The organism is Kingella kingae (assembly GCF_900475905.1).
In the GTDB taxonomy this organism is placed as follows: domain Bacteria; phylum Pseudomonadota; class Gammaproteobacteria; order Burkholderiales; family Neisseriaceae; genus Kingella; species Kingella kingae.
In genome coordinates this window covers 1047047-1069405 of the sequence record NZ_LS483426.1, presented here as the reverse complement: position 1 = coordinate 1069405, position 22359 = coordinate 1047047, and the positions used below count along the sequence as shown (strand labels likewise).

Sequence of the window (22359 nt, the reverse complement as noted above, 5' to 3'; positions counted from 1 at the left end):
GAAAGAAATCAACATGATTACCCCTCAACAAGCCCTAGCCCGATTGATTGACAACAACGAATTGTTCTATGACGAAATGCAAGACTTAATGCGCCAAATCATGCGTGGCGAAGTGTTGCCCGAACAAATTGCAGGCATTTTGGTTGGCTTGCGCGTCAAAGTAGAAACGGTGTCGGAAATTGCCGCTGCCGCCAGCGTGATGCGCGAATTTGCCACGCAAGTGCCTGCGCAATCTACGCAAAATTTGGTAGACATTGTTGGCACAGGCGGCGATGGTGCAAAAACGTTTAATATTTCTACCACGTCTATGTTTGTAGCGGCGGCGGCTGGCGCAAAAGTGGCAAAACACGGCGGACGTTCGGTGTCGTCATCAAGCGGTGCGGCTGATGTGTTGGAGCAAATGGGCGTGAACTTGGCGCAATCGCCCGAACGCATCGCGCAGCAAATCGCCGAATGTGGCGTGGGATTTATGTTCGCGCAACATCATCACACGGCAATGCGTTATGTTGCGCCTGTGCGTAAGGCATTGGGTTTTCGCACGATTTTCAATATTCTGGGCTCGCTAACCAATCCTGCTGGCGCGAAAAATCAACTATTGGGTGTGTTCCATGTGGACTTGTGTGGCATTTTGTCGCGTGTGTTGCAACAACTGGGTTCGGAACACGTTTTGGTGGTGCATGGCAGCGATGGCTTGGACGAAATCACGGTAACAGGTTCAACGCGCATTGCCGAATTGCACAACGGCACAATCCGTGAATACGACATCTCACCCGAAGAATTTGGCTTGCCTGTTTATGCGAATTTGGACGCGCTGAAAGTAAACAATGCCAGCGAATCGTTGGCGTTGATGAACGCGGTGTTGAACAATGCTGCACCCGATGTGGCGCGTGACATTGTGTTGCTCAACGCGGCGGCGTGTTTGTATGCGGCAAACGTGGCAAGCAGCCTGCACGATGGCGTGAGCATGGCGCGTGAAGCCTTAATCAGCGGTAAGGCGTTGGCAAAACAGCAGCAATGGGTGGCGGCGACGCAGGCTGCTTGATGTGCAGGCTGCTTATAAACCAAATAAATAAATAATCTATATAAGGCGCATATTTTTGCGTACAATGCGCGTCTTTCTCATTCTAATAAGGACGCACACATCATGTTGAAACCATTATCTTTGAGTTTGGCAACGGCTTTGTTGTTGGCGGCTTGCGGTCAAGCCAATCAAGAAACCAAGCAGCCTGCACAAGGTTCTGCACCAGTTGCAGCCGCATCAGAAGCGACTGTGGCAACAGCTAACGGCAGCTTAATTGAACGCATCAACAACAAAGGCGTGATTACAGTCGGCACAGAAGGTACATACGCACCCTATACTTACCACGATGCCAGCGGCAAATTGACTGGCTACGATGTGGAAGTAACCCGCGCAGTTGCAGCCAAATTGGGCGTGCAAGTGGAATTTAAAGAAACGCAATGGGACGCAATGATGGCAGGTTTAAAAGGCGGTCGCTTTGATTTGGTTGCCAACCAAGTGGCTTTGACTTCGCCCGAACGCCAAGCGACTTTTGACAAAGCCGAGCCATACAGTTGGAGCGGTCCATCTATTTTGGCGCGTGAAGACGAAACGCGAGTTAAAGATTTGTCTAGCATCAAAGGTTTACGCGCAGCACAAACATTGAGCAGCAACTATGGCGAAACCGCAGTCAAAGCCGAAGCCGAAATCGTGCCTGTGGACGGCATGGCACAAGCAATTACGTTGGTACAACAAAAACGCGCAGACGTTACCTTGAACGACACCTTGTCATTCTTGGACTACTTGAAGAAAAATCCGAATTCTGGTTTAAAAATCGTGTGGACTGCACCGTCTGCCGAGAAAAAAGGCGCAGGCTTGATTCTGAACAAGGGCAACGATGAAGCGTTGGCAAAAATCAGCGCAGCAATGGTTGAACTGCAAAAAGACGGCACGTTGCGTAAATTGGGCGAAGAGTTCTTCGGTCAAGACATTAGCGTGAAATAATCGCGCATTCATCAAACGGACTTCATACGCATGGTTGATGAAGTCCGTTTGGCTTTAAAAAGCAGCCTGCACCCAAATAAAAAACCATTTATAATCCACTCTTCTTTATGTTGATTGAGAGCCTATTGTGATAGAAAAAATACTCGCGTCCCTGCCCTTTATGACCGACACCCGCGCCCAGTTGATGATGGACGCATTCTGGCCTATGGTCAAAGCAGGCATCATTATTTCCTTTCCGTTGGCGGTGGCATCGTTTATTTTCGGCATTATCATTGCTGTCGGCGTGGCGTTGGTGCGCGTGTCGCCAGCCGATAATTGGTTACACAAAATTCTGTTGGGCATCGTCCGCACCTATGTTTCCATTATTCGCGGCACGCCCTTGTTGGTGCAGATTTCCATTGTGTTCTATGGCTTGCCTGCGCTGAATATTTTTATTGACCCGATTCCAGCCGCCATTATTGGCTTTTCGCTCAACGTGGGCGCATACGCATCAGAGACCATTCGCGCGTCTATTTTGTCTGTGCCAAAAGGGCAATGGGAAGCAGGTTTTTCCATTGGCATGACTTATATGCAAACCTTTCGCCGCATTGTCGCGCCCCAAGCCTTTCGCGTTGCCGTTCCGCCATTGAGCAACGATTTTATCGGCTTATTCAAAAATACATCGCTGGCATCGGTTGTAACCGTAACCGAATTATTCCGCGTGGCACAGCAATACGCCAATTCATCGTATGACTTTTTGCCGATTTATATTGAAGCAGCCTGCGTTTATTGGTGTTTCTGCATGATTTTATTTGCAATTCAATCGCGCATTGAAAAATGCTTTAACCGCCACATCGCCAAGTAAAAAGGATAAAAATCATGATTAAAGTCAGCAATATACACAAAACTTTTGGACAAAATACCATTTTATGCGGCATTGATTTGACCATTCAAAAAGGGCAAGTAGTCGTGATTTTAGGGCCATCGGGTTCGGGCAAAACCACGTTTTTGCGTTGCCTAAACGCTTTGGAAATGCCCGAGCAAGGCACGATTTCGTTTGAAGACGAACCCAAACTACACATTGATTTCGCCCAAAAGCCCAATAAAAAAGAAATTTTGGCATTACGCCGCAAATCAGGCATGGTGTTTCAGCAATACAATTTATTTCCGCACAAAACCGCGTTGGGCAATGTGATGGAAGCCCCTGTGCAAGTGCAAGGCAAATCCGCCGCACAAGCCAAAGAACAAGCCCTTGCCCTGCTCAACAAAGTGGGTTTGGGCGATAAAGTGGACTTGTATCCGTTCCAATTATCGGGCGGACAACAACAGCGTGTCGGCATTGCACGCGCCTTGGCATTGCAGCCCGAATTGATGTTGTTTGACGAGCCGACTTCCGCGCTTGACCCCGAATTGGTGCAAGACGTGTTGAACACGATGAAAGAACTGGCGCACGAAGGCTGGACGATGGTAGTGGTAACACACGAAATCAAATTCGCACTAGACGTTGCCGATGTCGTGGTGGTGATGGACGGTGGCGTGATTGTAGAACAAGGCTCGCCTGAAACGCTGTTTGCCAATCCACAACACGAACGCACGAAGAGCTTTTTGAGACGTATTAAGGCGGAATAACGCAAAAATAGACAAAGCAGCCTGCACTTTGAATCAATCAAAAAGTGCAGGCTGCTTTTTTATAGTGAATTAAATTTAGATTGGTACAGCGTTGCCAACTCCCTTATGTACTAGGTGTACACGGCGGTCGTTGTCGCCTTGTCCTAATCTAAATTTAATCCACTATATGTTGATTTACGCATCAGGCAATTCAATCCCCAAACGCTTCATCAACGCATCAAACGTGTCCGCCGAATCAAAATGCAACACAATTTTGCCTTTTTTGCGGTCGCGCGTTTTGATTTCGGTTGCCACGCCCAGCGATTCGGTAATCGCATCAGTTAGGCGCACCACATCTGGGTCAATTTGCTGGCTTGCCGTAGGCGTTTTGCCTTGTTGGACTTGTTGGCTGCGACGTTCCATTTCTCGCACTGACCAACCGTTTTTTACGGCTTTGTTCGCCAATTCCAGTTGCGCGTTCACAGGCAAATTGATAAGCGAACGGGCGTGTCCCATTTCCAAATGTTTGTTGAACAACATTTCTTGCACGGGTTCGGGCAATTTTAGCAGGCGCAAACTGTTGGAAATCGCGCTGCGGCTGCGTCCAACCGCTTCGGCAACGTATTCGTGCGTTAATTCAAATTCATCAATCAAACGGCGCAAACCTTGTGCTTCTTCAATCGGGTTCAGGTTTTCGCGCTGGATATTTTCAATCAAGCCCATCGCCATCACAGCTTTGTCGCTGGCGTGTTTGACCACCGCTGGAATCTCGCTTAATCCAGCTAACTGCGCCGCGCGCCAACGGCGTTCGCCTGCAATCAGTTCGTAGCCGTCCAAGCCGTATTCACGCACAATCACAGGCTGAATAATGCCTTGCGCTTTAACCGATTCGGCAAGTTCTGCCAACGCGGCATCGTCTATTTGCACACGCGCTTGGTAACGCCCTTGTTTGATTGCCGACACAGGAATATGGCGCAACTGGTCATCACTGTGTGAATTGGCGTTGCTGCTGGCAATGAGCGAATCCAAGCCGCGCCCTAAACCGCCTTTGTTTGCTTTTGACATAAGTTTTCCTTTAATTTTTTAATTTTGAGCAGCCTGCATGGCTTCTTGCTCCGCTTTGTATTGTTGCAACCACGCAATCGCGGTAGCTTTTTCGGCATCGTTGCCGTATTGAGCATCGCGCATATAACGGCGATAGGTGGCTTTTTTCTGCGCGTCTTTCACTTGCTGTTCGCGGAACGAATCGTGATTACTGGGTACAACACGCTGATTTTGTTGGGCTTGTGCTTTTGCCATTGCCTGCGCGATAAGTTGGGCAGGATTGAGCGCGGTTGCCGAAGCAGCCTGCACTTTGTTTTGGGTGGACGCTGCTTGCATGGTTTGGGCGATTTGCGCGGCACGTTGTGCGTGTTGCTGTTTGCGTTCGGCTTCTTGGCGTTGCTGGCGAGCGATGCGGTTTTCGTAGCGCGTTTGGGCATGACGTGCCGATGTGAATCGCGCCCCCGTTGCTGAATCGCCCAAAAAACGCGCTTGCGGCAAATAGGTTTCTTTGGTGGGTTGCAGATAAATGCAATCCACAGGACAAGGCGCAACGCACAAACCGCAGCCTGTGCATTCATCGGCAAGCACGGTGTGCATCAGTTTGGACGCGCCCATAATCGCATCAACAGGGCAAGCGCGAATACAGGCGGTGCAGCCAATGCACACGGCTTCGTCAATCCACGCAATCACATTTTGGTGCGATTTTTGGGGCGATGTGGTTTCGCGGTGCAGCGCGGTTGCCAAATCGTTGAGCACTTCTTGTCCCCCAGGGGCACACAAATTGATGGACGCGTTGTCGTTTACCAAGGCAGTGGCATAGGGCAAGCAGCCTGCATAGCCGCACTCTCGGCATTGAGTTTGGGGCAAAAGGGCGTTGATAGATTGAATACGGTTCATTGTGTTGGACTATGGTTGAATATGCCATTTGTGCAAAATGCGTTTTAGCTCGCCATTTTGCTTGATTTGTTGTATGCCTGCATTGATTGTGGCTAATAATTCAGGCTGTTGGGTGTTTACGGCGAACACTAGGTTGATGTCGGCATCGCTTTGGTCTGCTAACGCCAGCCGTTTGAGTGGATAGCTTTTGAACATATTGCTGGTCATGTGATACAACAGCACCGCGCAGTCAGACACAATCACATTCGCTTCCTTGCCTACAACGGCTTTGAGTGCAGCAAACGGCGTGGCGTTGCAATGCGATTCTTGCACACCATATTGTGCGATTAAACGCTGGTGCAAAGATTCGTTGTTGGCAATCGCGATGCTGCTGTTGCCCTGCCAATTATCGGGCGGTATGGTGGCGATGCTTGCCACGCAGTTTTTGGATTGCATATACGGTTCGCTTAGCGCGGCTTACTCGGGGGTTGATGTCGCTGGCAATCAATGCGCCTGTAACCATATCGGCACGGTTGCTGGGCAATTCGTTGAGCAAAACGTCCCATTTTTGTGCGTAAAATTGGATTTCAAATTGTTGTTTTTTGGCGATGGTGGTCAAAATATCTATATCCAAGCCCTGCATCTTGCCTTGTTCGCCCCCAAATTCAAATGGCGAATAAGTCGGGTCGGTGGCAACGCGATAAACGGTGGGTGCGGCTGGGGCGGACGCAATTTTATTTTCGGTGGATTTATAGTGGATTAAATTTAGATTAGGACAAGGCGACAACGACCGCCGTGTACATCTAGTACATAAGGGAGTTGGCAACGCTGTACTAATCTAAATTTAATTCACTATAGATTCGCTACACGCGGTCAGTCCCAAGCCAATCGCGCTGCACCATACGGCAAAATGCCATAATTTCATGGTCTTTTTCCTTGTTTATGGGGCGTGAAGCGATTTGCTATTATCTATGTCTGCCCAAAAAATAAAGCCGACATGATACGCGAAATTACACATCAATGCAGGCTGCTTTTTGCAGTTTTTGCGACAATCAAAGCAGCCTGCACTTTAAATCAACCAAATGTGCAGGCTGCTTTTGCGATTTTCAAAATCACAAAGCAGCCTGCATATTCACATCACGCCCAATACCCCGCCCCCAACACCACAGGACGATTCGCCCCTGTGGCGCGATGTGGATTGCTGGGAACTTGATTGCACCAACACGCCGCCAACCATGCAAATGCCGCCGCTTCTATCCATTGCGGATTGAGCTGCAACACATCGGTGCTGTGGCATTGGCGATTTTGTTGCGCCAACAAAGTGTGCAGGCTGCTCATCAGCGTGGGATTGGCAACGCCGCCGCCGCAAACGTAAACATGACGCGCGGTGCAGGCTGCTTGTTCAATCGCATCGGCAATGGTTTGTGCGCTAAATTGCACCAGCGTTCGCAATACATCGTGCGGCTCTTCATTGCCCGATAAATGCGATTGCAGCCACGCGAGCGAAAACAATTCTCGCCCTGTGGATTTGGGATAGGGCTGGGCAAAATAGGGGTGAGCGCACAACCGTTGCAATAAATCGGGCAAAATTTTGCCTTGCGCGGCGCGTTCGCCATTTTTGTCATAGGCTTGCGACCAGTTTGCCCACGTCCATGCGTCCAACAACATATTACCTGCACCTGTGTCAAAACCAAACGGCGCGTCATCGGGCGGCAACACGCTAATGTTGGCAATGCCGCCAATGTTGAGCAACACGCGCGTTTCGTTGGGTGCGGCAAACAGGGCGTGATGAAACGCTGGCACAAGCGGTGCGCCTTGTCCGCCTGCCGCCAAATCGCGACTACGAAAATCGCCAATCGTGAAAATGCCCGTGCGTTCCGCCAATCGCGCCAAATTGACCAACTGAATACTGTATCCACATTCGGGCGCGTGGCGAATGGTTTGACCGTGGCAGCCAATGGCGCGAACCGAAGCAGCCTGCACATTGGCTTGCTGCAACAAATTTTGCACGACTTGGACATACAAATCCGCCAATTCTTGCGCCAACATTTGACTGCGGTGCAATTCGTTTTGCCCCACGTTTTGTAAATCCAACAAACGCTGTTTTAAATCATCGGTATAGGGCAAAAACGCATGAGCGCAGGCTGCTTGCCATTGTGCGCCTTGCATTTGAATCAACACCGCGTCTGCGCCGTCCATGCTCGTGCCAGACATAATGCCGATATAGTATTCAGAACGATTTTTCATGGTGCAGGCTGCTTTTTTATGCCAACGGCTTACGCGCCAACATGGTTACAAATTTCAACTGAACTGGATTGCCAGCCGCATCACGCGCGTGCATTGAGCCGATTTCTTCGCGGTATTTCACCAATTCCCAATCCGCATAATATTCGCGCAACTCGTTTTCCTTGAACGTGAACGAAAACGGCATGTGGCACGGATAATCCGCCGTATCCATTGCCGACACAATCAGGTTGTAGCCACCTGCCACCGTTTTGGCTTGCATATCCGCCAAAATCACTGGCACACGCTCGCGTTGCAAAAACATAAACACAACCGTCGCCACCATCAAACCAAATTCGCCTTGAATTTGTGCCGTGTTCATATCGTAGGTTGATGTTTTGACAGATAAATTTTCGTGCGCGGCTAAATCAGCCAGTTGCGCCACACCACTCGGATTGTAATCGCAAGCCGTTACATCAAAACCATTCAACGCCAAATACAGCGCGTTTCTCCCTTGACCGCAGCCCAAATCCAGCGCGGTGGTTGGTTGTACGCCGTGTTGTTCAACCGCAGCGACAACGGCAGAATGGGTTACAGTCATGCCGTATTTTTCGTTGAAATAAGTTGCTTTGTTTTGCATGATAAAAGTCCTTTTAAAGTAGGTTAATATTGAAAGTGCAGGCTGCTTTGTGGTGCAGTTTAAACCAAATCGGCAAAATAATTCATCATTTATAGCAATTTCACTTTATGATACAAGCGACTAATTTGCCTTGCGGATATTCGCCGTTCCAACCACACGCCCAAAAACCTGCCCAATAGCAATCCAAACCGCTTGCCAAAACGCGCTGTTTAATTGGTATAGTGGTTTAAATTTAGATTAGTACGGCGTTGCCAACTCCCTTATGTATTACGCGTACACGGCGGTCGTTGTCGCCTTGTCCTAATCTAAATTTAATCCACTATAGCCCAAATATTGCAGGTTGCTTTTGTTGGGTTGCAGTCTAACCTACGGCGATTTTCCAAGCAGCCTGCACAATTGTTTTGACTTAATTTACGCTGGTTTTCACTAAATCGCCATCTTTTGTTACCAAATTGGATTTGCTCAACAAAGTTTCAAAATTAGGCTCTATCTGTGCAATGGTATTATAGTGAAATGAAATAAAAATAGGACAAGGCGACAACGCTCGCCGTGTGCAAATAGCACATAAGGGCGTTGGCAACGCTGTACTATTGCGATTTCATTTCACTATATCATCAAAATAATATCTCCAAACAGACATATCTCTTAAATCAAAAAATAATTCAATCCCATCACTCAATGAACTAAATGTAAAGGTTTTTTTGGCAATCAATAAGTTGGGTAGAAACTTCATCTATCATAACCTGATGATATTTATGTATTTTATCCATATTCTCAAACAGGCGTGAAATGCTATAAAACTCTAAATCTTTTGTTTTTTTTAATGCCTAATTCAGTTATGTGGTAATCATAAATAATATAATTATTAAAAATTCGTAATATTTCTTTATAAGAATTTGGGAAAACAACGTTATTTTCCGCTTCAAATTGAACTATCAAATCTAATTTATTCATAATCAGTCTTTACAGTAAGCGTAGGTTGTGGCGCAGCCCAAAATTCATTACTAAATTAACTTTTTCAGGCAGCCTGAAACAGGCGGCAAGCTGCCACCGCTCCATTTTCTCAAATATCCCCTTCCACCTTATCCCCTTCCACTTCCATCCAAGCGCGGCGGCTGCTCGCTTCGCCTTTGCCCATCAATTTCAAAAACACACTTTCTGTCGCCGCTTCCATTTCATCGGGAATGCGAACTTGCAACAAACGGCGCGTATCAGGGTGCAAAGTCGTGTCTTTCAGTTGGTCGGGATTCATCTCGCCCAAACCTTTGAATCGGCTGATAGAATACGCCGTTTCGCGCACTTTTTCCGCGTTCAAGCGTTCCAAAATGCCGTCCAATTCCGCTTGGTCTAGCGCGTACAATTTCCGCGTTGGCTTGTTTTTGCCTTGCGCGTTCACGTCCACGCGGAACAGCGGCGGTTGCGCCACATAAATATGCCCCAATTCCACCAATTTCGGGAAATGGCGATAAAACAGCGTCAAAAGCAACACCTGAATATGCGAACCGTCCACGTCCGCGTCCGACAAAATCGCAATTTTGCCATAACGCAAACCGCTCAAATCTACATCATCATCTTTACCGTGTGGGTCAATGCCAATCGCCACCGAAATATCGTGGATTTCCGCATTGCCAAACAACTGGTCGCGATGAACTTCAAAGCTATTCAACACCTTACCGCGCAACGGCAACACAGCCTGAAAACTTTTATCACGCGCCAATTTCGCCGAACCGCCAGCTGAATCGCCTTCTACCAAAAACAATTCATTTTCGCGCACGTCTTCGCTTTCGCAATCCGTCAATTTCCCAGGTAAAACGGCAACGCCCGAACCCTTTTTCTTCTCAATTTTTTTCACAGAACGCATACGCGCCTGCGCCTGACGAATCGCCAATTCGGCAATTTTTTTGCCAAATTCCACGTTTTCATTGAGCCACAATTCCAATGGGTCGCCCGACACCGCCGCCACCAATTTCAGCGCGTCGCGGTTGGTCAATTTGTCTTTCGTTTGCCCCTGAAATTGTGGGTCAAGCACACGCGCCGACAGCACAAACGCCACGCGGCTAAACACATCATCACTCTGCAATTTCACGCCACGCGGCAGCAAATTATGGTGCGCGATGAAATTATTGACCGCATTAAATGCAGCCTGCTTCAAACCCGCTTCGTGCGTGCCGCCGAGCGGTGTCGGAATCAAATTCACATAACTTTCATTGGCGCAACTGCCGTCTTCCAACCAAGTCAGCGCAAACGCCGCGCCTTCGCCTGCCTGAAAATCGTCGTGGCTGCCTGAAATATAATTTTCAGTCGCGAAAATTGGCACGGCTTCCTGCGCGTTTTCCAGCAAATCCGCTAAATAACTGCGTAAACCTTGCGGATAATGCCACGTTTGTTTTTCAGGCAGCCCCTTGATTTCTCGGGTTAGCGTTACCGTAACGCCTTGTAACAAAACCGCTTTGGCGCGTAACAAGCGTTCCAATTCGCCAATACTGTAATTCGGATTTTCAAAATATTTCGCGTCAGGATACACGCGCACTTCTGTGCCTGTGTCTTTCGCCGCGCATTTGCCGATTTGCGCCAACGGTTCAACCACATCGCCGCCCGAAAACACGATGCGCGAAATTTTGCCTTCGCGTTTTACAGTAACTTCCAAGCGCGTAGAAAGCGCATTCGTTACCGACACGCCCACGCCGTGCAAACCACCCGAAAACGCATATGCGCCATTGCCTGATTTTTTGTTGAATTTGCCACCTGCGTGTAATTGCGTAAATACCAGTTCCACAACGGGAATTTGCTCAATCGGGTGCAAACCTGTGGGAATGCCGCGCCCATTGTCGCGCACGGAAAGCGAGCCGTCCGCGTGGATTGCCACGTCAATTTGAGTGGCGAATCCGCCCAAGGCTTCGTCTGCCGCGTTGTCTATCACTTCTTGGCAGATGTGGGTTGGGCTGTCGGTGCGCGTGTACATACCGGGGCGTTCTTTGACGGGTTCTAGCCCTTTTAAGACTTTGATGCTGGATTCGGAATAAGCTGGAATTGGAGTCATGATAGTGTGTCGTTAATCATCAAAATGGCGCGTATTGTAGCAAAAATTAGGGTGCAGGCTGCTTTTGAACAAAAATTGCATTGATTGTTGGCTTGATGCACAATTCGCGCTGGCGTGTTGGTTAGCCTAACAAAGCAGCCTGCACTTTTTTGTAATCTATATGAAGGATATGGATATGAGTAAACAAATTATTCACACAGAACAAGCACCTGCGGCGATTGGTGCATACAGCCAAGCGGTTCGTGCTGGCGACACAGTGTATTTGAGCGGACAAATTCCGCTTATGCCAGCGACAATGACTTTGGTGTCGGACGATTTCGCGAAGCAGGCGCATCAAGTGTTCAAAAATTTGCGTGCGGTTTGCGAAGCGGCTGGCGGCAGCTTAAACGACATCGTGAAATTGAATGCGTATTTGACCGATTTGGCTGACTTTGCCACGTTCAACGAAGTGATGTCGCAATACTTTGCACAGCCGTTTCCTGCGCGTGCGGCAGTAGGTGTGGCATCGTTACCACGCGGTTCGAAAGTGGAAGCCGAAGCGGTGATGGTGTTGGGTAGCGGTCGTTAAGCTTTCGGGATTTAGATAAACATATAGTGAAATGAAATTGCAATAGGACGGTGTTGCCAACGCCCTTATGTGCTATTTGCACACGGCGGGCGTTGTCGCCTTGTCCTATTTTTATTTCATTTCACTATAAAAAAGCAGCCTGCATTTTAAATCAACCAAAGTGCAGGCTGCTTTTTCACATTTCCTGATAATCCACATCAATATGCCAACGAATCGCCGCATCACGGTTTTGCGATAACGCTTGCGCCCACATACTCAACGCGCGATGCAAATCGCCACGCTGCTGGCTTTCCACAAAAATTTGTGCGCGTTCTCGTTCTGCCAATCGCGCCATTTGCATTGGCACTGCGCCTAACTGATACACCGATTCGGGCAAATGCGCTGCCAACTGGTCGCGCCATTGGTTTAAAAACTGCAGCGCGTCTGCCATTTTGGGCGCATCGGCACGAATCGCAGCTTGAAAACCAAACGGTGGCAAACCAATCATGCCACGCTGGGCTAATTCGTGGTCGGCAAACAAGGCGTAGTTTTGCTGTTTGACTGCGGCGAACACTTCATGGTCGGGCAACTGGGTTTGAATCAACACCTGCCCTGCTTGTTCGGCACGCCCTGCCCTGCCCGACACTTGCATCAATTCGGCAAACAAGCGTTCTGGGGCACGAAAATCGCTGCTAAACAACGAGCCGTCTGCGTTCAACACCAGCACCAAATTCAATCGTGCAAAATCGTGTCCTTTGGCGAGCATTTGCGTTCCCACCAACACGTCGATTTGTTGATTGGCGATTTGTGCATACAAGTCCGCCCAATCGGATTTGCGACTGGTGCTGTCTCTGTCCACTCGCGCGATATTGGCTTGTGGCAACCACTGGCGCAAGGTTTCTTCTACGCGCTGCGTCCCCTGCCCCACAGCAGTCAAATCTTGATTACCGCAATCGCTGCACGAGCGTGGAATGGCTTGACGAAAATCGCAATGATGACAGCGCAACTGCCCTGCGCGTTGATGCAACACCATTTTTGCCGAGCAGTTTGGACAACCAAACGTATGCCCGCAATCGCCACAAAACAAAGCAGGCGCAAAACCACGTCGATTCAAATACACCAGCGACAAGCCGCCTTGTTGATAATTCTGTTGCAACAACGACAAAGCCTGTGGCGAAAATCCATTGTCTAGCTTGATGCGACGCACATCGGCAATCGCAATGCGTGGCAACTGCGCGTGTGGGTTGGCGCGTTGAGTCAGCGACAACAAACAATACGCTTGGCTTTGGGCTTTGTACCACGATTCCAAACTGGGCGTTGCACTGCCTAAAATCACAGTGCAGGCTGCTTGTTTCCCGCGCCAAATCGCCAAATCACGCGCATGGTAGCGCAATTCGCTGTCTTGTTTGAATGACGCATCGTGTTCTTCGTCCACTACAATCAAGCCCAAATTGGGAATCGGCGTAAACACCGCCAAGCGTGTGCCAATGACCAATTTGGCTTGACCGAGCATGGCGCGTAAATAATCGCGTCCACGCTGTCCTGCGGCGGTTTGGCTGTGCAACACGGCGGTCGGCATATTCGGAAAACGCTGGGCAATGCGCGACAATAATTGCGGCGTTAAATTGATTTCGGGCAACAAAAACAGCACCGATTGTCCACGCGACAAGGTATCTGCCATCACGTCAAAATACACTTCGGTTTTGCCGCTGCCCGTGATGCCGTGTAACAAAAACGTCTGAAATGTACCATGCGCCTGCTTAACGGCTTGCGCGGCAGCGGCTTGTTCGGCGTTGAGCGTGTGTTGCGATGCTGGAATGGCTGGCATGGCGTTGATTTTGGTGTGCAACCAGCCCGATTGTTGGTAGTCGCCTAGCCATTGCGCGGCTTGCGGATGAATTTTTTTGAGCGCGGCTAAATCGTGCCAATCGGTTTGCAAGGCTTGCCACAACTGGTGTTTTTTGGCGTGATGCTTGGGCGGTGCAGGCTGCTTTTGCCCGATTTCATTGAGCGCGTAATAAACCGTTTCGCAAGGCAACTCAACGGCTTTTGGCGTTTTGAGCAAAGTGGGCAACGCAGTGAATGCGGTTTGCCCAATCGGATAATGGTAGTAGCGCGATGTAAACGCCACCAAGTCTTGCCAACTTTCGGGCAGCGTGAAATAGTTGTCCAACACGCACTCAATCGGCAAAATTTTGTTAGGGGCGATGTCGGGCGTGATGTCGCTTGCCCACACAATGCCCACTTGTTCTTTGCCACGCAGTTTGACCACCACGCGCGTGCCGTTGGCGAGTGCGCTGTGGTGGGAATAAGTGAGCAAGGGGAGAATGGTGTTTAGGGCGATGTGGTGGTAAATCATGGGAATGGGCGTTGAAAACGTGGGAAAAAGCAGCCTGCACTTTGAATTTTTTAATGTTTTTTCGCACTTAATATTTCTTTATCAAACTTACGCTGCAAACCATCGTCCAAGGTTAAAAGCATCAAATCATGCGTTAAAGCGGTTGCCAAAACAATATTATCTGCTAATTTGATTTTATGGCGTTTGCGTAACTCAATCGCCTTATTTTGTACGGCTTTATCCATATCAAAACAATATACACGACTAAGAAACAAGGTTAATTCTTGTTCATCTTGTGGTGTGATATAGTGAATTAAATTTAGATTAGTACAAGTACAGCGTTGCCAACGCCCTTATGTACTAGCTGTACACGGCGGTCGTTGTCGCCTTGTCCTAATCTAAGAACCTGTATTCACAAACAACTATTTGATAAATTTTAATATTTGTGAAATATACCCTAGTTTAACAAAATTTTCAGCAGATAAATTCGTCTGCTCAAAATCTTTTGCTAAACGTCGAGACCAACCTAACCATGCAAACGTTCGTTCTACAATCCAACGTTTGGGCAGAATACGCCAAGAAATATCTTGAATTCTCTTTGAAATCTGAACAGTTAAACCCAATTGCTCTGATACTTCACGCTCAAATGTATTCCGATAACCTGCATCTGCACAGAAACCTTTTAAACTCGGATAGGTCTCAAACGCTTTTTTTGCTACAAAAATACCTGCTTTTGTGTCATGAATATTGGCTGCATGAACCACAACAGACAATAGATTACCCAACGTATCAACAGCTATATGTCGCTTACGACCTTTGATTTTTTTACCTCCATCAAAACCTTTATCATGTGCGCTAGAACTAGAAGCTGTTTTGACAATTTGTGAATCAATAATGGCATAAGTTGGCATCGCTTGTTTTTGATGGATTAAACGTTTTGGTGGTGTCCTGAAAAGTGTGCTGTAAAAAAATAAGCAATAAAAAAGCAGCGAAAACAGAGTATATTTGAGTGTGTGAAAACAGAAATAACTCTAACTTGTCCTCGCTGCCAAGGACAAAATATAAAGAAAAATGGCTACTCTTGCAATCGTAAACAAAAATATTTTTGCAAAGATTTTTGTCGTAATTTTATTGGCGACCATAACCTTACCTATAAGGGTTGTCATTCCAAAGCTGATGAGCAGGTTTGGAGAATGACCGTTAGAGGTTGTGGTATTCGCGATATTGCAGCAATTACGGGTTACAGCAAAGACAAAGTTCAGGCTGCTTTAAAACGCCATGAGTTTGAGCCATTTCCTAAACAAAAACATTACCCTACACTTGAAATAGACGAGTTTTGGACATTTGTCGGTAACAAGTCTAATAAAGTGTGGCTAGTCTATGCCTATCACAGAGAAAGTGGCGAAATTGTCGCTTACGTTTGGGGTAAGCGCGATTTAGCAACAGCGCGAGCACTCAAACGGCGTTTGAAAGAGTTGCGTGTAACCTATGACAGAATTGCGACCGATGACTGGGCTGCATTTTTAAATGTCTTTTCAAATGAAGAATGACATCTAGTTGGTAAGCAACACACAGTTGGCATTGAGGGTAATAACTGTCGTTTACGGCACAAAGTAAGGCGAGCGTTTAGAAAAACGTGTTGTTTTTCTAAAAGTATGTTTTATCACAAGAAAGTTTTTGATTTAGCTTTCTTTGATATTCAGAACCTGTATTCACAAAAATGATAAAATATCTTTATGACTAGAAAATCCTACCCAACAGACTTAACAGATGCCCAATGGCAAGCGATTGAGCCACATTTTAACCAGCTACGCCACTACAAATGGGATAAACGTCAATTAGTGAATGCCGTTTTGTATATTACCAAAACAGGTTGCCAGTGGCGTATGCTGCCCAATGATTTTCCACCTTATTCAACCGTATGGAGTTTCTATCGCAGAGCCAATCAATCAGGCTTATGGGATAGAATTCTTTTGGCATTGGTTCAAAAAAACGTTTAATCCATCAAAAACAAGCGATGCCAACTTATGCCATTATTGATTCACAAATTGTCAAAACAGCTTCTAGTTCTAGCGCACATGATAAAGGTTTTGATGGAGGTAAAAAAATCAAAGGTCGTAAGCGACATATAGCTGTTGATACGTTGGGTAATCTATTGTCTGTTGTGGTTCATGCAGCCAATATTCATGACACAAAAGCAGGTATTTTTGTAGCAAAAAAAGCGTTTGAGACCTATCCGAGTTTAAAAGGTTTCTGTGCAGACGCAGGTTATCGGAATACATTTGAGCGTGAAGTATCAGAGCAATTGGGTTTAACTGTTGAGATTTCAAAGAGAATTCAAGATATTTCTTGGCATATTCTGCCCAAACGTTGGATTGTAGAACGAACGTTTGCATGGTTAGGTTGGTCTCGACGTTTAGCAAAAGATTTTGAGCAGACGAATTTATCTGCTGAAAATTTTGTTAAACTAGGGTATATTTCACAAATATTAAAATTTATCAAATAGTTGTTTGTGAATACAGGTTCTCACTTTGGCATTGTTTAGTTTTACAGCACACTTTTCAGGACACCACCAACGTTTTTTTGAACCAATGCCAAAAGAATTCTATCCCATAAGCCTGATTGATTGGCTCTGCGATAGAAACTCCATACGGTTGAATAAGGTGGAAAATCATTGGGCAGCATACGCCACTGGCAACCTGTTTTGGTAATATACAAAACGGCATTCACTAATTGACGTTTATCCCATTTGTAGTGGCGTAGCTGGTTAAAATGTGGCTCAATCGCTTGCCATTGGGCATCTGTTAAGTCTGTTGGGTAGGATTTTCTAGTCATAAAGATATTTTATCATTTTTGTGAATGCAGGTTCTAAATTTAATCCACTATATTTTGATAACCCAATAGTTCAATGCGGTTAATCACGCTCACACAACATTGCTCAAATGATACATTTTGCATACAGCGCAAGGCATACTCATTCTGTTGATATAGTGGATTCAATTCAAATTAGGACAAGGCGACGACGCCCGCCGTGTACGCGTGGTACATAAGGACGTTGGTAACGCTGTACTAGTTTGAAGTGAATTCACTATACAATCCCAAAATAAAACAAGTATCTAGCAAATATTTATTCATCAAGAACAGCTTTCTGCCATGCCACAGGGTCGCTTGAAAAACTATCTAGCCGTTTACCTTGCATAAATTCTGCCACGCTAGACGATTGATTGGCTAATGCACTGATATAATTGATTAAATAATGCTCTACACTCAAACCCGATGTTGCGCCTGTTGCGTTAATAGCCATTCTATTTTTGGGGTTAAATCTAGGGTAATCATGATATTTCTCCGTGTGCTTAATCTTTTCATTCAAAAGCAGCCTGCACTTCACGCAAACAGCGCACCAATCGCCAATTCGCGTCCAGCCAGAAACGCGGCTGCCGTCATGCGTTTGCTGCCAGCCACTTGCAATTCGGTTATGCAAATTGCACCGCTGCCACACGCCACCACAATGCCATTGGCATCAACCGCCAAAACCGTGCCTGCCGAGCCATTTTGCGCGACTGCGTGTGCCGCCCAAATTTTCATCGGCTTGCCTTGCCATTCTGTCCAGACGGTTGGCACAGGGTTGAATGCGCGAATTTTACGCGCCACCACTTCTGCCGCTTCGTTCCAGTTGATTTTGGCTTCTTCTTTGGACAATTTTTGCGCGTAGGTTACGCCAGTTTCGGGCTGCGGTGTGGCGTGCAGGCTGCTTTTGGCTTGCAACTGTTGTAAATCGCGCACAATCGCCGTTGCGCCCAAATCCATCAAGGCATCGTGAACTTCGTTTGCCGTGTCGGTATCGCGAATGGTGTAACGGTGTTCGCTTACGACTGCGCCTGTGTCCAAGCCCGCGTCCATTTGCATGATGCACACGCCTGTTTCGGCATCGCCTGCTTCAATCGCGCGTTGAATCGGTGCAGCACCGCGCCAACGCGGCAACAAGGAAGCGTGAATGTTCAAGCAACCATGTTTGGGTGTGTCCAACACGTCTTGTGGCAAAATCAAGCCATACGCCGCCGCCACCATCACATCGGCATCTACATCGCGCAACATTTGCAAGGCTTCGGCATTGTTACGCAATTTTTCGGGCTGTGCCACGCGCAATCCCAAATCCAAAGCCACTTGTTTAACAGGGCTGGCTTGCAACTGCATTCCGCGACCTTTCGGGCGGTCGGGCTGCGTCAAAACCAGCGGAATGTCAAAACCTGCGGCGGCAATCGCTTTTAAGGCGGCAGCAGCAAAATCGGGCGTGCCTGCAAAAATCACTTTCATGTTGAATCCTTTATTAAAGTGCAGGCTGCTTTTTCAATCCAGCGAAAGCAGCCTGCACATTTTGGGTTTATTGATTTATTTTATAAAGTTTCGCGCTGACGTTTCTTTAACTTCGTCTTAATACGATTTTGTTTCAATGGCGACAAATATTCCACAAACAATTTGCCCGCCAAATGGTCAAGCTCATGTTGAATACAAATCGCCAACAAACCGTCTGCGTCCAACGATTGCTTGTTGCCCTGCGTGTCCAAAAATTCCACCGTAATCGTTTTGGCACGCGTTACCGTGTCATAAATCCCCGGCACAGACAAGCAACCTTCTTCATAAGTCGTTTCGCCGTCTTTTTTGGTAATCACAGGGTTAATTAAAGCCAGCAGTTGATTGTGTTCTTCGGACAAATCAATCACCACCACGCGCTCGTGTACATCAACCTGCGTCGCTGCCAAGCCAATACCACGCGCTGCATACATCGTTTCTGCCATGTCTTGCACCAGCGTGCGAATGCGGTCATCTACTTGCACCACAGGTTGCGCGACAATGTGTAATCGTTCGTTGGGGTGAGTCAAAATCGGTAATAAAGCCATGATGTTTTGTCTTTCTAATCGTGTGTTTTTGTTTAATGTGTGGCATACTTGCCATTTTTGTTTACGTTTGTTGGCATAAAACTAGCCCAAACACTTTAAAATGCACTATTATTACGTTTATTCGTTAAATAGTGTAATCCAAATTGAGGGAATTATGATGCAAAAGTCTATTATAACCTTGCTTTGCGCTGCTGGCATGATTATTTCATCTCCTGCTATTGCAGAGAATTTGCGCGTTCGTCCAGGTGCGCCTGCACGATATACCGTTAAACAAGGCGACACCTTGTGGGGTATTTCGGGTAAATATCTATACCGTCCATGGAAATGGCCAGCATTGTGGGGTGCAAACCGCAGCCAAATCCGCAATCCACATTTGATTTATCCAGGTCAAGTGTTGGTATTGACTTATGTGAATGGTCAGCCACGTTTGGGCGTACAAGGCGGTATTCCAACCATTAAATTGAGCCCGCAAATCCGCAATTTAGGTTCTGGCTACGGCATCAGCACCTTGAACGTGGACTTCTATCGCTTGTTTATGAAACACCCACAATTCATGACTGCCGAGCAAATTAAAGATTTGCCACGTTTGGTTGGCGGACAAGATTCGCGCGTATTGTATTCAACTGGCGACCGCGTATTTGCTGACGGCATCACCGAACCTGGCAAATACTTGGTATTCCGCGTGAACCGCGACTTGAAAGACCCTGAAACAGGCAAAAACTTGGGGCAGTTAGTTGAATTTGCAGGTGAATTAGCAACTTTAACAAGCGAGAACAGCGCATTGGCACACCGCACCGCCGAAGCGCAACAAAAACTTCAAGCCAACGAATATGTGGCAAATACCGACAAACGCCCAGTTGTGGTTCGTACCGCACAGCCAATGGTTGTGGAAAACGCTGTATCAGAAATCCGCAAAGGCGATTACTTGGTTAAAGCACCCGATGATTTGAAAAACTTCAACATCATGCCACACGAATCTGCTGCAAACTTATCGGCACGTATCGTATCGGTGATGGACGGTATCAGCGAAGCAGGCGCAATGCAGTCTATTATCCTGAACAAGGGTGAAGCGGACGGCTTGGATGTTGGCACAGTGGTAGGCTTGTATCGTCGTGGCTCGGTGCTGAAAACCGAATGGTCTCGCGCTGGCAACAAAGATGCTACGCCTTATGTGAACACACCAGTTGAAGAAATCGGCTTGGCAATGGTGTACCGCACTAGCGCGAATGTCTCGTCTGCGATTATTCTGGAAAGCATCAGCAACATCAACGTAAACGATGCAGTAGCTGCGCCAGGTCGCGATTTGGATACGTTCGGTACAAGCGCAGTAGAAGTAAAACGTTAATCGTGCATTTATAGCAAAGTGAAATTGCAATAGTACGGCGTTGCCAACGTCCTTATGTGCTATTTGCACACGGCGGACGTTGTCGCCTTGTCCTATTTTTATTTCACTTCGCTATGTGTTAGAGTGCAGGCTGCTTTTGAGTGATTCAAAAAGCAGCCTGCACTTTTGTTTACACATCAATAGGAAAAACAAAACATGACTTGCCCACTTTGCCACGCGCAAAACGAAGAAATTTTGCTGACCACGCCCAATCTGCGCGTGATTGCGGTACACAACGAAGCCAATGCGCCTGCTTTTTGTCGCGTGATTTGGCGCGAACACGTTGCCGAAATGACCGATTTGCCGCCCGAACAACGCCACGAAATCATGGAAATGGTCTATCGCGTGGAAGCGGCAATGCTCCAAGTGTTGCAGCCAGCCAAAATCAATCTGGCGAGTTTGGGCAACGTTGTACCGCATTTGCATTGGCATATTATTGCGCGATTTAGTGACGATGCGTGTTTTCCCGCGCCGATTTGGGCAACGCCAAACCGCGAAGCAGCCTGCACTTTGCCCGATAATTGGGTACAACAAGTCCAACAAATTCTAAACGGAGCAACATGATGACGATTCAACTTTCACGCCGACACTTACTTCAACACTCTGCTTTGGCGATGAGCAGCGGCATTTTGGCTGCGTGTGGCAGCTCGCCCAAACCCATGCCAAGCGTTACACCAACTGCAAACACTATGCCCAGTACGCAACCCAATCGCCCAAACACATCGTCTAACCAAAGCAGCCTGCATTTGTTCGCCAGCTCGGGCTTTTGCGAAGACCCAACGCGCATTCAAAATGGTTTGAACGCGCTGCACGGTGCGGGGTTTGTGATTAGCAATCATCAAGCTGCGTATCGCCGTTTTCAGCGATTTGCAGGCAGCGATGCCGAACGCATTGCCGATTTGCAAGACATCGCCACAGGCAAAATCGCCACGCCCAAAATGTTGATGGGGGTGCGCGGCGGCTATGGCGCAGCGCGTTTGTTACCGCATATTGATTGGGCGAGTTTGGGTGCGCGTATGCAGGAAGTGCAAACTTTGTTGTTTGGATTCAGCGATGTAACCGCGATTCAACTGGCATTGTTGGCGCAATCTATTACGCCGAGTTTTGCTGGCCCGATGCTGTATAGCGAATTTGCCAAAACGCCGCTAGATGCGTACACCATGGACAGTTTTATCCGCACGACTACCAGCCAAAGCGTTACCGTGAACGTGCCAAACTACCAAACCAGCAGCGTGCCAAATGTGGACGGCGTGTTGTGGGGCGGCAATTTGAGCGTGTTGGTATCGCTGGTTGGCACGCCGTATATGCCGAATATTCAGGGCGGATTGCTGTTTTTGGAAGACGTGGGCGAGCAGCCGTATCGCATTGAGCGTATGTTGCAAACGCTGCATTTGGCTGACATTTTGAAAAAGCAACGCGCCATTATTTTGGGCGATTTCCGCATGGGCAATATCCGCGATGTGTATGACAGCAGCTACACGCTCAACAGCGTAGCGCAAACGATTTCGCGCGTGGCTGGCATTCCTGTGCTGACGGGCTTTCCGTTTGGACACATTGCCCACAAAACCACGTTTCCGCTGGGGGCGCAGGCTGCTTTGCGTGGCAATTCGGCTGGCGGCTATCAAATCACGTTTAGCGGTTATCCGACTTTGAATGCGGCAAGTTTGAATTTGTCTGCGCTGTTGCCACCGCCTATGCCTGTGTTGGAAAGTGGGATGGCTGGCGATAATCAAGTGGACGCGGAATTTTAATCAACAAAAAAAGCAGCCTGCACATTCAG

General features: G+C 47.6%; 24 protein-coding genes and 2 pseudogenes. 11 read left to right on the top strand and 15 right to left on the bottom strand.

Features of this window, described 5'->3' with window-relative positions; all coding sequences use genetic code 11:
• Nucleotides 1-13: 13 nt before the first annotated feature.
• The 4 genes from trpD (at nt 14) to DQN52_RS05810 (ending at nt 3610) form a co-directional block, all read left to right on the top strand.
• Nucleotides 14-1042, top strand: a complete 1029-nt coding sequence (gene trpD / locus DQN52_RS05825) for an anthranilate phosphoribosyltransferase (protein ID WP_032827670.1) — start codon at nt 14-16, stop codon at nt 1040-1042.
• Between the two features lie 102 nt (nt 1043-1144).
• Nucleotides 1145-2002 carry an amino acid ABC transporter substrate-binding protein gene (locus DQN52_RS05820; RefSeq protein ID WP_003785799.1) on the top strand — a complete coding sequence of 286 codons (858 nt, stop codon included), beginning with the start codon at nt 1145-1147 and terminating at the stop codon, nt 2000-2002.
• Between the two features lie 160 nt (nt 2003-2162).
• Complete coding sequence (locus DQN52_RS05815) at nt 2163-2846, top strand: amino acid ABC transporter permease (protein ID WP_111694433.1); 684 nt, start codon at nt 2163-2165, stop codon at nt 2844-2846.
• Between the two features lie 14 nt (nt 2847-2860).
• Nucleotides 2861-3610 carry an amino acid ABC transporter ATP-binding protein gene (locus DQN52_RS05810; RefSeq protein ID WP_003785795.1) on the top strand — a complete coding sequence of 250 codons (750 nt, stop codon included), beginning with the start codon at nt 2861-2863 and terminating at the stop codon, nt 3608-3610.
• A gap of 174 nt (nt 3611-3784) precedes the next feature.
• Here the strand turns inward: DQN52_RS05810 and DQN52_RS05805 are convergent, their stop codons facing one another.
• From DQN52_RS05805 to DQN52_RS05765, 8 genes and pseudogenes are all read right to left on the bottom strand, one after another.
• On the bottom strand, nt 3785-4654 hold the full coding sequence (locus DQN52_RS05805; RefSeq protein WP_003785792.1) for a ParB/RepB/Spo0J family partition protein: 870 nt from the start codon (nt 4652-4654) through the stop codon (nt 3785-3787).
• Between the two features lie 18 nt (nt 4655-4672).
• Nucleotides 4673-5530 carry an RnfABCDGE type electron transport complex subunit B gene (locus DQN52_RS05800; RefSeq protein WP_003785790.1) on the bottom strand — a complete coding sequence of 286 codons (858 nt, stop codon included), beginning with the start codon at nt 5528-5530 and terminating at the stop codon, nt 4673-4675.
• A 9-nt stretch (nt 5531-5539) separates the two neighbouring features.
• Nucleotides 5540-5965, bottom strand: coding sequence for a transporter substrate-binding domain-containing protein (locus tag DQN52_RS05795; protein WP_019389264.1), 426 nt, complete (start codon nt 5963-5965; stop codon nt 5540-5542).
• Nucleotides 5916-6296, bottom strand: a complete 381-nt coding sequence (locus DQN52_RS11475; protein ID WP_003785786.1) for a transporter substrate-binding domain-containing protein — start codon at nt 6294-6296, stop codon at nt 5916-5918. Before DQN52_RS11475 ends, DQN52_RS05795 begins: the two co-directional genes overlap by 50 nt.
• Before the next feature lie 350 nt (nt 6297-6646).
• Nucleotides 6647-7756: an anhydro-N-acetylmuramic acid kinase gene (locus DQN52_RS05785; RefSeq protein WP_003785785.1), complete on the bottom strand. Its 1110-nt coding sequence runs from the start codon at nt 7754-7756 to the stop codon at nt 6647-6649.
• Nucleotides 7757-7772: 16 nt separating this feature from the next.
• Nucleotides 7773-8360, bottom strand: a pseudogene (gene tehB / locus DQN52_RS05780) (tellurite resistance methyltransferase TehB); the annotation flags it as partial.
• An 804-nt stretch (nt 8361-9164) separates the two neighbouring features.
• A complete protein-coding gene (locus tag DQN52_RS11315; RefSeq protein ID WP_231954057.1) occupies nt 9165-9326 on the bottom strand; it encodes an SMI1/KNR4 family protein in 162 nt (53 codons plus the stop codon).
• 109 nt (nt 9327-9435) lie between these two features.
• Nucleotides 9436-11412, bottom strand: coding sequence for a DNA topoisomerase IV subunit B (locus tag DQN52_RS05765; protein ID WP_003785775.1), 1977 nt, complete (start codon nt 11410-11412; stop codon nt 9436-9438).
• A gap of 175 nt (nt 11413-11587) precedes the next feature.
• Here DQN52_RS05765 and DQN52_RS05760 point away from each other — a divergent pair, with 175 nt between their 5' ends.
• A complete protein-coding gene (locus tag DQN52_RS05760; protein ID WP_032827617.1) occupies nt 11588-11980 on the top strand; it encodes a RidA family protein in 393 nt (130 codons plus the stop codon).
• 175 nt (nt 11981-12155) lie between these two features.
• Here the strand turns inward: DQN52_RS05760 and DQN52_RS05750 are convergent, their stop codons facing one another.
• From DQN52_RS05750 to DQN52_RS05740, 3 genes are all read right to left on the bottom strand, one after another.
• A complete protein-coding gene (locus DQN52_RS05750) occupies nt 12156-14318 on the bottom strand; it encodes a primosomal protein N' (RefSeq protein WP_003785771.1) in 2163 nt (720 codons plus the stop codon).
• Nucleotides 14319-14368: 50 nt separating this feature from the next.
• Nucleotides 14369-14602, bottom strand: a complete 234-nt coding sequence (locus tag DQN52_RS05745) for a PIN domain-containing protein (protein WP_080561219.1) — start codon at nt 14600-14602, stop codon at nt 14369-14371.
• Between the two features lie 117 nt (nt 14603-14719).
• A complete protein-coding gene (locus DQN52_RS05740) occupies nt 14720-15226 on the bottom strand; it encodes an IS5 family transposase (protein WP_268766522.1) in 507 nt (168 codons plus the stop codon).
• A gap of 84 nt (nt 15227-15310) precedes the next feature.
• On the opposite strand from DQN52_RS05740, the pseudogene DQN52_RS05735 reads away from it, so the two are divergent.
• From DQN52_RS05735 to DQN52_RS11170, 3 genes and pseudogenes are all read left to right on the top strand, one after another.
• Nucleotides 15311-16021, top strand: a pseudogene (locus tag DQN52_RS05735) (IS1 family transposase).
• 12 nt (nt 16022-16033) lie between these two features.
• A complete protein-coding gene (locus DQN52_RS11175) occupies nt 16034-16297 on the top strand; it encodes a transposase (protein ID WP_003789867.1) in 264 nt (87 codons plus the stop codon).
• Nucleotides 16276-16803 carry an IS5 family transposase gene (locus DQN52_RS11170; RefSeq protein ID WP_331250427.1) on the top strand — a complete coding sequence of 176 codons (528 nt, stop codon included), beginning with the start codon at nt 16276-16278 and terminating at the stop codon, nt 16801-16803. Before DQN52_RS11175 ends, DQN52_RS11170 begins: the two co-directional genes overlap by 22 nt.
• 41 nt (nt 16804-16844) lie before the next feature.
• On the opposite strand, the gene DQN52_RS11470 is transcribed toward DQN52_RS11170, so the two are convergent.
• From DQN52_RS11470 to def, 4 genes are all read right to left on the bottom strand, one after another.
• Nucleotides 16845-17132 (bottom strand): transposase, encoded by a 288-nt coding sequence (locus DQN52_RS11470; protein ID WP_111694430.1) that lies wholly within the window; start codon nt 17130-17132, stop codon nt 16845-16847.
• Nucleotides 17133-17424: 292 nt separating this feature from the next.
• The gene (locus tag DQN52_RS05715; RefSeq protein WP_230478928.1) at nt 17425-17601 is read right to left on the bottom strand and encodes an oligoendopeptidase F; all 177 of its coding nucleotides are present in this window, start codon (nt 17599-17601) and stop codon (nt 17425-17427) included.
• A gap of 80 nt (nt 17602-17681) precedes the next feature.
• On the bottom strand, nt 17682-18611 hold the full coding sequence (gene fmt / locus DQN52_RS05710; RefSeq protein WP_003785763.1) for a methionyl-tRNA formyltransferase: 930 nt from the start codon (nt 18609-18611) through the stop codon (nt 17682-17684).
• Between the two features lie 80 nt (nt 18612-18691).
• Nucleotides 18692-19195, bottom strand: coding sequence for a peptide deformylase (def, locus tag DQN52_RS05705; RefSeq protein WP_003785760.1), 504 nt, complete (start codon nt 19193-19195; stop codon nt 18692-18694).
• Between the two features lie 157 nt (nt 19196-19352).
• On the opposite strand from def, the gene DQN52_RS05700 reads away from it, so the two are divergent.
• From DQN52_RS05700 to DQN52_RS05685, 3 genes are all read left to right on the top strand, one after another.
• Nucleotides 19353-20540, top strand: a complete 1188-nt coding sequence (locus DQN52_RS05700) for a LysM peptidoglycan-binding domain-containing protein (protein WP_003789765.1) — start codon at nt 19353-19355, stop codon at nt 20538-20540.
• A gap of 195 nt (nt 20541-20735) precedes the next feature.
• On the top strand, nt 20736-21143 hold the full coding sequence (locus DQN52_RS05690) for an HIT family protein (RefSeq protein ID WP_003785756.1): 408 nt from the start codon (nt 20736-20738) through the stop codon (nt 21141-21143).
• Nucleotides 21143-22330 (top strand): LD-carboxypeptidase, encoded by a 1188-nt coding sequence (locus tag DQN52_RS05685; protein WP_032827616.1) that lies wholly within the window; start codon nt 21143-21145, stop codon nt 22328-22330. Before DQN52_RS05690 ends, DQN52_RS05685 begins: the two co-directional genes overlap by 1 nt.
• Nucleotides 22331-22359: the final 29 nt, after the last annotated feature.

Excerpts from the sequence above, each read along its gene's own strand:
- trpD (WP_032827670.1), top strand. The coding sequence starts at position 14 with ATGATTACCCCTCAACAAGCCCTAGCCCGATTGATTGACAACAACGAA.
- DQN52_RS05685 (WP_032827616.1), top strand. The coding sequence starts at position 21,143 with ATGACGATTCAACTTTCACGCCGACACTTACTTCAACACTCTGCTTTG.
- DQN52_RS05805 (WP_003785792.1), bottom strand. The coding sequence starts at position 4,654 with ATGTCAAAAGCAAACAAAGGCGGTTTAGGGCGCGGCTTGGATTCGCTC.
- DQN52_RS11175 (WP_003789867.1), top strand. The coding sequence starts at position 16,034 with ATGACTAGAAAATCCTACCCAACAGACTTAACAGATGCCCAATGGCAA.
- DQN52_RS05760 (WP_032827617.1), top strand. The coding sequence starts at position 11,588 with ATGAGTAAACAAATTATTCACACAGAACAAGCACCTGCGGCGATTGGT.
- DQN52_RS05700 (WP_003789765.1), top strand. The coding sequence starts at position 19,353 with ATGCAAAAGTCTATTATAACCTTGCTTTGCGCTGCTGGCATGATTATT.
- DQN52_RS05750 (WP_003785771.1), bottom strand. The coding sequence starts at position 14,318 with ATGATTTACCACCACATCGCCCTAAACACCATTCTCCCCTTGCTCACT.
- DQN52_RS11470 (WP_111694430.1), bottom strand. The coding sequence starts at position 17,132 with ATGACTAGAAAATCCTACCCAACAGACTTAACAGATGCCCAATGGCAA.
- DQN52_RS05690 (WP_003785756.1), top strand. The coding sequence starts at position 20,736 with ATGACTTGCCCACTTTGCCACGCGCAAAACGAAGAAATTTTGCTGACC.
- DQN52_RS05765 (WP_003785775.1), bottom strand. The coding sequence starts at position 11,412 with ATGACTCCAATTCCAGCTTATTCCGAATCCAGCATCAAAGTCTTAAAA.
- DQN52_RS05795 (WP_019389264.1), bottom strand. The coding sequence starts at position 5,965 with ATGCAATCCAAAAACTGCGTGGCAAGCATCGCCACCATACCGCCCGAT.
- fmt (WP_003785763.1), bottom strand. The coding sequence starts at position 18,611 with ATGAAAGTGATTTTTGCAGGCACGCCCGATTTTGCTGCTGCCGCCTTA.
- DQN52_RS05810 (WP_003785795.1), top strand. The coding sequence starts at position 2,861 with ATGATTAAAGTCAGCAATATACACAAAACTTTTGGACAAAATACCATT.
- DQN52_RS05785 (WP_003785785.1), bottom strand. The coding sequence starts at position 7,756 with ATGAAAAATCGTTCTGAATACTATATCGGCATTATGTCTGGCACGAGC.
- DQN52_RS05820 (WP_003785799.1), top strand. The coding sequence starts at position 1,145 with ATGTTGAAACCATTATCTTTGAGTTTGGCAACGGCTTTGTTGTTGGCG.
- DQN52_RS05800 (WP_003785790.1), bottom strand. The coding sequence starts at position 5,530 with ATGAACCGTATTCAATCTATCAACGCCCTTTTGCCCCAAACTCAATGC.
- DQN52_RS05815 (WP_111694433.1), top strand. The coding sequence starts at position 2,163 with ATGACCGACACCCGCGCCCAGTTGATGATGGACGCATTCTGGCCTATG.
- def (WP_003785760.1), bottom strand. The coding sequence starts at position 19,195 with ATGGCTTTATTACCGATTTTGACTCACCCCAACGAACGATTACACATT.
- DQN52_RS05715 (WP_230478928.1), bottom strand. The coding sequence starts at position 17,601 with ATGGCTATTAACGCAACAGGCGCAACATCGGGTTTGAGTGTAGAGCAT.
- DQN52_RS11315 (WP_231954057.1), bottom strand. The coding sequence starts at position 9,326 with ATGAATAAATTAGATTTGATAGTTCAATTTGAAGCGGAAAATAACGTT.